Here is an 11,541-nt window from a genome sequence, read left to right as displayed (position 1 = left end):
GAGTTTCTGTGACATGGCGTGCTCCTTGTCTTCGGTGCCCCCTGCCAGCATTCGCTGCTGGCAGGGCCGGAGCACGGCCGGACCATCCCACTAGCAGTCGTTGGCTTGCTCAGGCGAACATTGGTTCTTGATGAAGATCTAGCCCGCCTGAACAGCGACCGGGACCGGCAACGAACTGCGCCCGCACTGACTGATTCATCCCGAGACTGAATTCGCACATAGCCGGCCTATTGGTGCTATACTGCATCGCGCCTTACATGGGGAGGACCCCATGACAAACCACAAAGTCGTTGCTGCACTGGTTGGTTTCGGTTTGGCCGTGCCCGTCGTTGCACTAGCCCAAGACCAGCGCCTCGAGGAACAGCTCGTCAATGCAATGAACAAGGTATTCGGGGTACATCCCGGATTCCGGGCCAATCACGCCAAAGGCATTGTTGTCGAGGGTAGTTTCAAACCATCTGCGGAAGCCGCAGGGCTAAGCCGAGCGGCGCTGTTCAGCGGCGGCACGATCCCGGTGACTGTGCGCTTCTCGGACTCGACGGGAATACCAAACCTGCCGGACGGGTCCGAAAACGCCAATCCGCATGGCATGGCAGTGAAGTTCCATCTGCCGGACAGCAGCGACACCGATATTGTGATCAATTCCTTCAAGTTCTTCCCGGTCTCTACGGGCGAAGAGTTTCGCGACCTGCTCTTGGCGCTGGCGGACAGCCCGCCGAACTCTACCAAGCCGACGAAATTCGAACAGTTCGCGGACAGCCATCCCTCGGTTCCTGCCGCTTTCAGCACCGTAGCCACGCCAGACAGCTTCGTCGACGAAGAATACTACGGCATTGATGCGTTCGTTTTCGTCAACAAAGCGGGGCAGAGGCAGGCAGTTCGGTATCAGATGTTGCCTGAGAACGTCGTTCATCTCGATAAATCCGACGCGGCGAAACGGACGCCGGACTTCTTGATGGAAGAGTTGCCAGAACATCTGAAGCGGGGGCCGGTGACGTTTCACTTCAAGGCACAACTGGCTGCGGCGGACGATTCCACGAAAGATCCGACAAAACCCTGGCCCGAGAATCGTAAGGTGGTCGAGCTTGGAGTGCTGACGATCGACAGGGCAGCGGAGAACAGTGTCGAGGTCCAGAAAAGACTGCTGTTTCTACCGGGTCAGCTCACCGATGGAATCGAGCAGTCCGATGATCCGCTGATCGACATCCGCGACGCTGCATATGCTGTTTCGTTCTCGCGGCGCAATCCCTGACTGGGTCCGGAAATGGCTTGAATGCGAAACCCGGCTTAGCGAAGTGGTGTGCTTATCGGGGGTAGACGGGAAGTCACCGCTTTCAAAATGGCCCTTTTGACCCAACACGGACCTCAAGTGCTGAGATGCGCGCGCGGAGTAAACGATCGCTCTGCGATAGAGTGCCCGGCAATGAACGGATAGGGGATAGTCTCTGAGATCTCGAGGACTGCCTTCTGCATGGTGCTGCGCCCGACTTCTCATAACCGAACGGCTGACAGATTGGCCTGAAGCAGATCAAATAGACGTCCGACCGGTTCGAGACGTGTTATGGGTGGCGAGCCAAAGATCCTATTGAGCAGCAAACGCAGCGAAAGATCATGGGTTTCTTCGAGCGTCTGAAGACAGAAGCATCCGCCGAGTGGCGGGCCTACACCGAGCATCCCTTCACAAACGGGTTGGCAGACGGTTCGCTCGCCGAACGAGCGTTTCGTCATTACCTCGTTCAGGACTACCTGTTCCTCATCGAGTTTGCTCGCGCCTACGCCCTCGCCGTCTACAAGTCGACCAATCTCGCCGGCATGCGCGAAGCGGCCGCCGGCCTCTCGGCCATCCTCGACATCGAGATGAACCTACATGTAAAGCTCTGCGCCGGCTGGGGCCTGTCGCCCGGCGATCTCGAACAAACCCCTCCGGCGGTCGAGATGCTGGCCTATACGCGCTACGTACTCGACGCTGGAATGCGCGGCGATCTGCTGGCGCTCAAGGTGGCGCTTGCCCCCTGCGTGATCGGCTACGCGGAGATCGCGACGCGGCTCGCCTCTCGACCCAATGCGTACGCTGCAACGAACCCATATCGCGTTTGGGTCGCTGAGTATGCCGGCGCACCATACCAGGAGGTCGCGGCGAAAGCGCGGGCACACCTGGAGGGTCTCGCCGATCTCTACGCGACGCCGGCCCGCGAGGCAGAGCTGATCACGATCTTCAAGGAAGCCACCCGGCTCGAGGCCGAGTTCTGGGAAATGGGCTGGCGTGCGGGCCAGCCTGTTTAATAGTCACTGAATGCGTGCCGAATCGGAAAGCTTGCGAACGTAGTTGCCGGCATGTTGGCGGACGTTGGCGACATGTCCGTTCATGGCCCGTTTGAGACATGCCGTCGGACACTGCGAATGTCTGCTCATCGGGGTAGACCAGAAGTGACCGGCCGAGAGCCAAAACGGCGCTTTTGACCCGTTGCGGAAGTCGGACATCGAAGCGGCCCGCGCTTGCGACCTCATCCCTCCTCCCAGACAGCGCCAATTCATCGAGCGCGGATCATGTACGTATGAAGCCTTCGAGTTCGCTCTCGGCCCAGGCGAGCGTCGCCTCCATCGCCTCGCCCTGCATGTGGCGCAGGATCATCTTGGTCATCATACCCTGCGTGTAGATCTGGGCCGCTATCCTTGGTGGAGCCGGGGCTCCGGCGATCGACAGGATCTGGTGGTTGTAGCGATTGGGGTAGTGGTAGAGCGTACCTTTCGGCGGTCCCGCCTCGTCCCAGATATTGAATGTCGTCAGGTTGGAAAATGACGGCAAGTCGTAGCCTTTGCTCGCGACCACCAACTTTTCGATCGACTGCGGCTGTGAGAGATAAGCCAGCAAGCTCTTCGCAGTCGGCTTATTCTTGCCGAACGACCAGATGCCCCAGAAGGACGGAAGGAACGGCGCAAAGCGGCCCTTCGGCCCAGCCGGCATTCCATGTGTCCATAACTGCTCTGCGACCTGTGGCGCATCGCGCTTGGCCACCGCCCAAGCGCTCGGTGCATTCAAGATCAGCGCGCCCCTGCCCGAAATGAGCCATTTGTTGTTGGAGGAATCGTCCCACGCGGAGGCGTCTGGCGGGAAGAACCGAGCAAGCCTGGCGTAATAGTCGAGCGCTTGACGCACGGCATCCGACTTGACTGTGATGTTGCCCTTGGCATCGACCAACTCGGCGCCGAACGCCTGGAAGATCGCGCCAGCCGCGCAAACCGAATCATTCGTCGTGCCGAGCCCAATCCCGAAGGCATATCCAGCTTTGTGGCACGCTTCAGCCGCCTTGAAGAACGTGTCGAGCGTCCAGCTTTCAGCGTTTGGCGGGCTACCCGCCGGGTACATGGTCTGGACGTCGATTCCCGCGTACCGCTTCATGAAGTCGATCCGTGAACATGGACTCTGTATCTGGCTCGCGATCGTCGCGGGCACCGCAATCCAATGGCCGTCGGACTTGGCGAGATACTCGACCGTCGCGTTGACGCTTCCGTTCTGCTCGATCAACGGTCCCATGACTTCGTCGACGGATTCGAGAAGGTTGGCGTGCTCACGCGGCCGCCAAGCCGCCATAGCTATGATGTCGTGCCCTGTCTTCGCCTGAGCCTCGGCCGCTATCGTCAGCAAAAGCTTGTTGCCCTGCGACGTGATGTAGTCGATTTTGACATCGACCATCTCCTGGGTCGCCCATGCCTCGACCAATGCCCTCGAAGCCTCGTTGGCGCCCGGTACCCAATGGTCCCAGAAGCCGATTGAAAGCTTGCCCGCGGCAAAGGAGCCGCGAACGTGAGGCATTGCGACCAGCGCCGTGGAGGCCGCACTCGTGGCGAGAAAACGCCGTCGCGTGAATCTTTGTGTAAGCATGCGTGCGCTCCTTCTGCTCGGAGCCCGAACGCGCCATCGTTATGGTCAGGTCGTCGTCGGTACGGTCAATGCCCCATTCGCATTCGGCATCCGTCGCTTTCAAGTTTAGGCCAAGTCAAACTGCCTCGTTAGTGACAATCGCATGCTGCGACGCGGTAACCCCAAGGTGTTGGCGTAAGGGGCCATGCCCGCTGCTGGCCCATGCCGACGAACTCCGGCGATCATTCGAATGTCGGCTTTCAGAGGGTAGAGCGGAAATGCCGGCAAGGCGGCGCAACCGACGCTGATGACCCAACTGAGACATTGGCGGTATTGGACCAGCGACTCGCTTGCGGTTGAAGATCAGTGTTCTGTCAGCCCTACCCGTCGGAGAATGTCGCTATAGCGGGCGCGATCCGCCGCGTGAACTAATGTGACGCGCTCCACCCCTGGCGTTAACCATACGACGGTTTCTCGTACCGGGCGGCGGACGCTTAATGCTCGTTTAACATTCTCGCACAAAAGATAACGATCAGCGCGGAGATCAATACGCAGAGAGAATACCGGCAGAAATTCATCCTCTAGGGTGATTGCTTGAGAACACCTCTCATCATCGCGCTCGCCGCGACCTTGGTCGGCTGTAGTCGTCAACCACCGCACCAAGCGGCCATGGAATCGTGCACTGACAAACATGGCTTCGCCTGCTCCAATAGGACGGCTGCCGATCAGCCGATTAAACTCGCGTCATCCAAAGCCAATAGCCGAACACAATCGGCCAAGTTTACAATTGCGGCAGCCTCCGAAAAGCAGCCGGCTCATCGTGGCCGTGACAGGGGGGCGGCACATCTCGCTACCAAGAAGGCGAAACCTACTGTCACCACGGCAAAGGCGGAGCCTCCGGCATCCGGCGCCCCGCTCCCGCCTCCTTCATTGAAGACGGAACTCGAGTTCAAAAGCAGCGTCCCCGCCGCTGGTCCCGGTACGACAGGGCTAAGCGTCGCGGATCCGCGGTCCACCGTGGGGCCCGCTCCGAATTCCAATAGCAGGACGATACAGGAGCAGGTGGCGGCCGCGACGGCGGTTGCAGAGCGAATGACGGTCACGGCCGCAACAGCGGCACGTGACGGGGCCGACCCAATTGCAGGTGCGTCGCCTGACACAGAGCCCCTGGTTGCCGTTGTAATAGTTCGACCGGAGATCCCGTCGGTATTCGCCCTTACTGCAAAAAACGTTGCTATCGATGACAGGTATTCCGCATCGAGCGGTGATATCATGATCGCGATCGTGGCAGCAGGAGGTCCTGCGGTCCAACTCAGTGCAGGGCACACGGCAGCGATCGATCGGCTGGTCAATGGTGAGGTGCCGGCTGCGGTCGCGGCCCTGGTGTCCGTGGATGCAGCAGAGGCGTTTCCTGAAATAAAAGGCTTCAAGATTTTTCACCTCCCGCTCTCGTCGCGTTGGTTGAAGCCTCGGCCTTAGCCAATGTACCGGTTGCGCGACGAGGCACGTTGCCGTTCGAGCACAAGCCGGTTCTGTATGGCCGACGGCGTTCGACAGTGCGGCCAGCAAGGCCCGCCTTGCCCGAGCGGAATGCATGAGTCCGGTTGTGGGCCCAAGGCCGACATGCAGACGTATCGGCTTCAACGTCGCATTCTAAAGCAAAGCGACGCGACGAATTTTTGAGTACGCGCTCTAGGCCCGACGCATCAGCTTCAGCGAAGCGGCAAGCCGCAGGCTGCGCTTTCCTGCCAGCGCGACACCTTCGAGCTCACCGCTGTCCGCCGTGCAGCTTCCGGAGAAGCCGATCCCGACCTCATAGCCGCCGAACACGGGGTTCTCGCCCTTCGCCGGCGTGTGCTCCTGGTTCAGCATCTCGCCCTTCCAGCGGCCGTCCGCCGACGAGTAGGAGCCGAGATAGTAGAAGAACGCATCGCCGCCGAGGATGCGGCCGTCCATCAGCAGCATGACGCCGGACAGCCCGGCATCGACGCCGTCGAGCGCGTCCAGATGGATCGCATAAAGTCCGTTCAGGATGCCGCCCGGACCGATCGTGCCGCGCGGCGGCAACCCCTCGTCGTCGAGCCGGGTAAGATTGGCCCAGAACATCGCGCTGGGCATCGAGGCGGCGTTGCCTTCAAAGCGGATCTGGTTGCCGCTCGCGCGGCCACGCACGCTGATGCTGACGACGTCGGCGCCGAGAAACGGCTTGTAGTGAGGATCGTCATTGTGGCGCTCGGTGATCACCTCCGCGATGATCTCGCCGTCCCGCTCCTGATACGTGCCGAGATGCGCGAAGGCCGAATTGCCGCCCAGCAGCTTGCCGTCATGCATGCACATGATGCTGCGCCCGACCGCATCATTGATGCCGTATTCAACCTTGTAGAGTCCGTCCAGCAATGAAATGAACCCGCAAATGCAATATCGAATCGGCGGCTACCTAGCATTGCCGGCGCGCCTTGACCATCGGGCTTTTTCGCGCAGGGACCGGCGGTAGGCCTTCCGCTGCGATGATGCCATCATGCCGGTGTTTTGCCCGACGCGTCAACGAATTTCGTCAAATCCGCAACTCGCCATTCCGGCCTCCCCGGCTACTTTGCATGGGGTTGTTTTCGATATTTTTGTTGCAGGTCCGGGACTGCGTTCGTCCCCCGCTAGTGCCGTTTGAAATATTGCACCTCGCGCTCGTGCTTTTCGGCCGCGGCGCGGCTCTTGAAGGTGCCGAGATTGCGGCGCTTGCCCGTCTTGGGATTCAACCTTGCGTGAATAGAGGCGATACTCGCCGGATGCCAGTTTGCGGAATCATGATCGCGCCTTTCGTTGGTCAAGGACTCAACGGCGGGCTTGCGGGCGCAGTTCCCCGGGGAATCGTATGAAGTGAGCTAGAAGCACAGCGTGGTGACGAGCTTGCCCTGCTTGTCCTTGATCGCGTAGGGGCAGCGCAGCCGCTCCAGCGCCTTCTTGGCATCTTCGTCGCCGAGCGCGGCGGCGCGCTCGTAATAGGCTTTCGCCGCATCCTTGTCCTTTGGACCGCCACGGCCCTCCTGGGCGAACGCCCCCATTCTCTCCAGCGCGCCCGGATGATTTTGCGCAGCCGCCTTCTCGAACAAGGCACGCGCGGCGACGTCGTCCTTCTCGCCGCCGCTGCCGCTCGCAAGCATCAGCCCGAGCTGGTACTGCGCCTCGGCGTTGGTCTCGGCCGCCTTGCCGAGCAGCTCGCGCGCCCGTGCGGGATCGGCGGGTGCCGCACCGCCTGTGCCGCCGAGAGCCGACAGGTTGCTGACGCCGCGCGGGTTGCCGGCCTGCGCAGCCTTCTCCAGCAGCTTTCGCGCCTGTGCCTCGTCCTTCGCGACGCCTGAGCCGGTCGCATAGAGCACGCCGAGCTCGACCATGGCCGCGCTCGATCCCTTGTCCGCCGCCTTGCGCCAGGCGGCGATGGCGTCCGTCATCTGCCGGTTAGCCGCGTAGGCGCGCCCGAGCTCGAACATCGCCCGCCGTGACGACGGCGCGGCCTGCTTGCAGAACTTGATGGCGGTGGCGATATCGGCGGCTGCCAGCTCGCTCACGCCCTTCACATCGGCCGGCTTGTCGGGATCGCTGGGATCGGCGGCGAGCCGATCGCACAGAACGAGATCGGCCGATTGCGCATGCGCCGACAAGGGCGCAGCGAGGGTGAAGAGGATGGCACAGAGACAGGACCGCATCGCCATCACGTTGCGTCCGCGCCCCGGCGAATTCAAGGCTCGAGCCCCGATTGCCGCAGGACGGGCGCGACCTCGGGCGAGGCCAGATGGTGCAGCAAGCGGTCGGCGGCCGCGGCATGTTTCGCATTTGCCATGCGGCCGGCGGAGAACACGGCCGGCGTTTGCAGGGCGTGCGGAAGCGGTCCCACCACCTCGATGCCGTCGATCTGCTTCAGCTCGCTGATCTGCTGCACGGCGAGATCGGCTTCGCCAGTCACGAGCCGCTCTGCTGTAAAGCCCTGCTGCACGATGGTTGCCCTGGCATTGATCTCGGCGGCAATTCCCATTCGCTCGATGAGCTCCGCGAAGTAGATTCCGCTCGCACCCAGCCGCGAATAGGCAACCGATCGCGCGGCGAGCAATGTCTGGCGCAACGTGCCTTCGCCGGCGATGTCGGGATGCGCGTGCCCTGCCCTGACGGCGATGCCGACATAGGAGCGCGCCAGGTCGATGGCGCTGTCCGCAATAACGCGGCCTTCGCCGATCACCTCGTCGAGCCCCTCGCGCGTGAGGATCACGAGATCGGCGGCTTCGCCCTCGCGAAGCCGCTTGAGCAATGCCTGGGTCGGCGCGAAATCGGCGTCGATCCGGATACCTGTTGCCGCTTCAAAGGCGGACGACAGCTGACGCATCGCCCCTAACAGACCGAGCGTAGAGAGCATACGAACGGCATTTTCCATGTGCGATTCCGAGATCGTGATCAGGCACGGTGCATCAGCTTGAGCGCGGCGGTCAGGCGCAGGCTACGCTTGCCGGCAAACGCCGTTGCCTCCAGCACCGCCTGCTCGCCGTCATAGGTGCCGGAGAAGCCGATGCCGACCTCATGACCGCCGAAGATCGGATCGTCCTTGGCTGGCGTATGCTCCTGGTTGAGGATCTGGCCTTTCCAGCGGCCCTTCGCCGCGGTGTAGCTGCCGACGTAGTAGAACGACGCGTCGCCGCCGAGGATGCGGCCCTGGTTGAGCAGCATCACGCCCGTGAGACCACCGTCGAGCCCATCCAGCATCCGCAAGTGAACCGAATAGAGGCCGTCGACGATGCCGCCCTCACCGACGCCGCCCGCGATCGGCACCTCGTCCTCCGTGATCGGCGTCATCACCGACTGGAAGGGCACGCCGGGCAGCTCCTTCAGCTCGCCCTTGAAGCGGTAGAGATCGCCGTCCGGCGTCCCCTTCGCAATCAAGGTCGCATCATCGGTGCCGGCCATCGCGCGGTAATTCGGATCGGGGTTGTGGCGGACGGTCTTGATCACGACGTCGACGCCGCCGGCGGTCTTCTCGTAGGTGCCGATATGGGCGAAGGCCGAATTGCCGCCGAGCATCTTGCCGTTGCCAGCATGCATCACGCTCCGGCCGACCGCGTCGCCAAGCTGAAATCGCACCTTGTAGAATCCTTCAAACACCAGCCGTGTCCCCGGCCCGCATCCCGCGTGCAGTCTATCCCGCTTTCATCGGCGAGGGAGAGATTTCGCACCCTCATCGCGAGGCAGACCACAGCAAGGCCGTCATCAAAATGCAAAATCCGCCAGAGCCTTTCGGCTCTGGCGGATTGAAAGCCAACCCGGGCCAGCCCCAGCCCGGGCCGGGAGGATCTTAGGCCGCGGCCTTCTTGTCGGTCGGCACGGACGAGATCGTCTTCAGTATCTGCGAAGCGATCTGGTATGGGTCGCCCTGCGAGTTCGGACGGCGGTCTTCCAGATAGCCCTTGTAGCCGTTGTTGACGAAGGAGTGCGGAACGCGGATCGAGGCACCACGGTCGGCCACGCCATAGCTGAACTTGTTCCAGGGCGCGGTCTCGTGCTTGCCGGTCAGACGCTTGTCATTGTCCGGGCCGTAGACGGCGATGTGGTCCATCAGGTTCTTCTCGAACGCGCCCATCAGCGCCTCGAAGTACTCCTTGCCGCCGATTTCGCGCATATAGGCGGTCGAGAAGTTGGCATGCATGCCCGAGCCGTTCCAGTCGGTGTCGCCGAGCGGCTTGCAGTGGAATTCGATGTCGATGCCGTACTTCTCGGTGAGGCGCAGCATCAGGTAACGGGCCATCCACATCTGGTCGGCAGCGGTCTTGGAGCCCTTGCCGAAGATCTGGAATTCCCACTGGCCCTTCGCGACTTCCGCGTTGATTCCTTCATGGTTGATGCCGGCCGTGAGGCAGAGGTCGAGATGCTCTTCGACGATTTTGCGCGCGACGTCGCCGACGTTCGAATAGCCGACGCCGGTGTAGTACGGACCCTGCGGCGCCGGATAGCCAGCGGTCGGGAAGCCGAGCGGACGGCCGTCCTTGTAGAAGAAGTATTCCTGCTCGAAGCCGAACCAGGCGCCGGCGTCATCGAGGATGGTGGCGCGCTTGTTGGACGGATGCGGGGTCTTGCCATCGGGCATCATGACTTCGCACATCACGAGGACGCCGTTGGTGCGGGCGCCGTCCGGAAAAACCGCGACCGGCTTCAGCACGCAGTCCGAGCTGTGGCCTTCGGCCTGCTGCGTGGAGGAGCCATCGAAGCCCCAGAGCGGAAGCTGCTCGAGCGTCGGGAACGACGCGAATTCCTTGATCTGAGTCTTGCCGCGCAAATTCGGAGTCGGCGTATATCCGTCGAGCCAGATGTACTCGAGCTTGTACTTGGTCATTGAGCCTCTCTGTAGATGATGCGAAAGGTGGGAACCGGGAGTTCCCGCACGTTTACCCGGCCATCATCGGCCGGCGCTTTACAAGCATTTAACGTGCCAAAGGGTCGCAGTGCTGACCTTTATCCACCGGTCACGGTCCGCGCTGGCGGGCCGGCCAGTGGTCCACAGGGCCATGCGTCATAGCAGCACACCTTTCCGTGAAGCTGCACTGCAAAAATATCGCGGAAAACGCTTGATTCTGATGCAGCCGGACGCCGCAGCGCCGATGTCGATGAAACGCGCAGCACTGTCCCGCAATTTTTGCAAAGCCGTTACCCCGGCGCTCGCAACCTTCGCAATGGCCCGCGCGTTAGTCACCCGCCTCATGCCTTGGAGGAAGCAAAATACAGACCGCCCAACGAATGAGCAGTCAATGATGTCCTTTTGAGCACTTTGCATTTCCGAATGCTCGGCCAATATCGAGATTCCAGTAACCACAATCGAAGGAGTCGGGCGCAGCATGGAGGCCAAGCGCTTCGACCAAGGAGATATCGAATGATCGACAATGGTCTGAGTCAGGGATCTGCAAAGATCTACCAATTCCCCGTCGGGGGCCGCGCAGCCCTCGGGGGACGCCGCTATGGCGAGACCCGCCTTCCCGAACATGTCGCAGCTCCCGTGAACGAGACGATCTGCAGCGGAAGCTGGTACCATCAGGAGGCGATCGACGAAGCCAAGCCAAAATGGGATCGCTGATGCCCGCGTTTGGTTCGGTACCGCCGCGCTCTCGCAAGCTCAGGCGGCAAGTTGATAGAGGGTCGAAACAACTTTGTTTCGACCCTTTTTGATTCCCGGTTGGAATACGGGCTCAGATCGCCGCACAGGCGGTGACAGGCCGCTTGAGGTGCTTGACCGTTGTCGCGCCCGTCCTGCCGATCTTCAGCGTGATGCCCGCCCCTGAATAGCGTGTGCCCGAGACCGTCAGCCGGGGATGTCCCGATCGCTGTTGAACTAGGTCGGGCCGACGTTGCCGGAATGAATGTTACGCGGCCCTCGTGACGTGGGCAACGGGGTTGATCGTCATGCGATTGTGGCGAGCTTGAAGAGCCGCACGCAGAACCGACAATTGCTTATGCGCCTTCAATCGTCGGAAGCCCTTGTTGGCCTCGATCATGCCGGCCGCGACCCATCGCAAGGCCATACCGGCATCCCGCCAGCGTTTGACGTTGCGCGTGACGCGGCGAATGGTGCCCATCATGTTCTCGGCGATGTTGGTACAGGCGAGCGATCGACGAAGCTCCTTCGGCAACTTCAACCGGACGACAGTCAGGAT

Annotated in this window: 11 protein-coding genes and 1 pseudogene; 5 read left to right on the top strand and 7 right to left on the bottom strand. The window is 61.5% G+C overall.

Features of this window, described 5'->3' with window-relative positions; genetic code table 11:
• The first annotated feature begins 271 nt into the window (after nucleotides 1-271).
• Together K289_RS0139295 and tenA are read left to right on the top strand one after the other, a co-directional pair.
• Nucleotides 272-1,252 (top strand): catalase family peroxidase, encoded by a 981-nt coding sequence (locus K289_RS0139295; protein ID WP_027556354.1) that lies wholly within the window; start codon nucleotides 272-274, stop codon nucleotides 1,250-1,252.
• Nucleotides 1,253-1,611: 359 nt separating this feature from the next.
• Complete coding sequence (tenA, locus tag K289_RS0139290; RefSeq protein WP_027556353.1) at nucleotides 1,612-2,283, top strand: thiaminase II; 672 nt, start codon at nucleotides 1,612-1,614, stop codon at nucleotides 2,281-2,283.
• Nucleotides 2,284-2,545: 262 nt separating this feature from the next.
• Here tenA and K289_RS0139280 read toward each other — a convergent pair whose 3' ends face one another.
• Complete coding sequence (locus K289_RS0139280; RefSeq protein ID WP_027556352.1) at nucleotides 2,546-3,883, bottom strand: ABC transporter substrate-binding protein; 1,338 nt, start codon at nucleotides 3,881-3,883, stop codon at nucleotides 2,546-2,548.
• Nucleotides 3,884-5,134: 1,251 nt separating this feature from the next.
• Here K289_RS0139280 and K289_RS52705 point away from each other — a divergent pair.
• A complete protein-coding gene (locus tag K289_RS52705) occupies nucleotides 5,135-5,341 on the top strand; it encodes a hypothetical protein (RefSeq protein WP_245284130.1) in 207 nt (68 codons plus the stop codon).
• A 213-nt stretch (nucleotides 5,342-5,554) separates the two neighbouring features.
• Here the strand turns inward: K289_RS52705 and K289_RS0139270 are convergent, their stop codons facing one another.
• From K289_RS0139270 to K289_RS0139245, 5 genes are all read right to left on the bottom strand, one after another.
• Nucleotides 5,555-6,259 (bottom strand): GrlR family regulatory protein, encoded by a 705-nt coding sequence (locus tag K289_RS0139270; protein ID WP_027556351.1) that lies wholly within the window; start codon nucleotides 6,257-6,259, stop codon nucleotides 5,555-5,557.
• A 482-nt stretch (nucleotides 6,260-6,741) separates the two neighbouring features.
• Complete coding sequence (locus K289_RS0139260) at nucleotides 6,742-7,563, bottom strand: tetratricopeptide repeat protein (protein ID WP_027556350.1); 822 nt, start codon at nucleotides 7,561-7,563, stop codon at nucleotides 6,742-6,744.
• Nucleotides 7,564-7,595: 32 nt separating this feature from the next.
• Entirely contained in the window at nucleotides 7,596-8,282 is a 687-nt protein-coding gene (locus K289_RS0139255; protein ID WP_027556349.1) for a substrate-binding domain-containing protein, read from the bottom strand.
• 20 nt (nucleotides 8,283-8,302) lie between these two features.
• On the bottom strand, nucleotides 8,303-9,004 hold the full coding sequence (locus K289_RS0139250; RefSeq protein ID WP_027556348.1) for a GrlR family regulatory protein: 702 nt from the start codon (nucleotides 9,002-9,004) through the stop codon (nucleotides 8,303-8,305).
• Between the two features lie 190 nt (nucleotides 9,005-9,194).
• Nucleotides 9,195-10,229, bottom strand: coding sequence for a glutamine synthetase beta-grasp domain-containing protein (locus K289_RS0139245; protein ID WP_027556347.1), 1,035 nt, complete (start codon nucleotides 10,227-10,229; stop codon nucleotides 9,195-9,197).
• A 172-nt stretch (nucleotides 10,230-10,401) separates the two neighbouring features.
• Here K289_RS0139245 and K289_RS51200 point away from each other — a divergent pair, with 172 nt between their 5' ends.
• Complete coding sequence (locus tag K289_RS51200) at nucleotides 10,402-10,656, top strand: hypothetical protein (RefSeq protein ID WP_198024876.1); 255 nt, start codon at nucleotides 10,402-10,404, stop codon at nucleotides 10,654-10,656.
• Between the two features lie 107 nt (nucleotides 10,657-10,763).
• On the top strand, nucleotides 10,764-10,964 hold the full coding sequence (locus K289_RS46970; protein ID WP_035687711.1) for a DUF2735 domain-containing protein: 201 nt from the start codon (nucleotides 10,764-10,766) through the stop codon (nucleotides 10,962-10,964).
• Nucleotides 10,965-11,250: 286 nt separating this feature from the next.
• On the opposite strand, the pseudogene K289_RS46965 reads toward K289_RS46970, so the two are convergent.
• A pseudogene (locus K289_RS46965) lies at nucleotides 11,251-11,541 on the bottom strand (IS256 family transposase); the annotation flags it as partial.

The sequence above is a fragment of the Bradyrhizobium sp. Cp5.3 genome (genome assembly GCF_000426265.1).
GTDB classification, from domain to species: Bacteria; Pseudomonadota; Alphaproteobacteria; order Rhizobiales; family Xanthobacteraceae; genus Bradyrhizobium; species Bradyrhizobium neotropicale.
This window is presented reverse-complemented; position numbering and strand designations above follow the sequence as displayed.

Coding starts and splice junctions, on each gene's coding strand:
- K289_RS0139295 (WP_027556354.1), top strand. CDS start 272: ATGACAAACCACAAAGTCGTTGCTGCACTGGTTGGTTTCGGTTTGGCC.
- tenA (WP_027556353.1), top strand. CDS start 1,612: ATGGGTTTCTTCGAGCGTCTGAAGACAGAAGCATCCGCCGAGTGGCGG.
- K289_RS0139280 (WP_027556352.1), bottom strand. CDS start 3,883: ATGCTTACACAAAGATTCACGCGACGGCGTTTTCTCGCCACGAGTGCG.
- K289_RS52705 (WP_245284130.1), top strand. CDS start 5,135: ATGATCGCGATCGTGGCAGCAGGAGGTCCTGCGGTCCAACTCAGTGCA.
- K289_RS0139260 (WP_027556350.1), bottom strand. CDS start 7,563: ATGCGGTCCTGTCTCTGTGCCATCCTCTTCACCCTCGCTGCGCCCTTG.
- K289_RS0139255 (WP_027556349.1), bottom strand. CDS start 8,282: ATGGAAAATGCCGTTCGTATGCTCTCTACGCTCGGTCTGTTAGGGGCG.
- K289_RS0139245 (WP_027556347.1), bottom strand. CDS start 10,229: ATGACCAAGTACAAGCTCGAGTACATCTGGCTCGACGGATATACGCCG.
- K289_RS51200 (WP_198024876.1), top strand. CDS start 10,402: ATGCGTCATAGCAGCACACCTTTCCGTGAAGCTGCACTGCAAAAATAT.
- K289_RS46970 (WP_035687711.1), top strand. CDS start 10,764: ATGATCGACAATGGTCTGAGTCAGGGATCTGCAAAGATCTACCAATTC.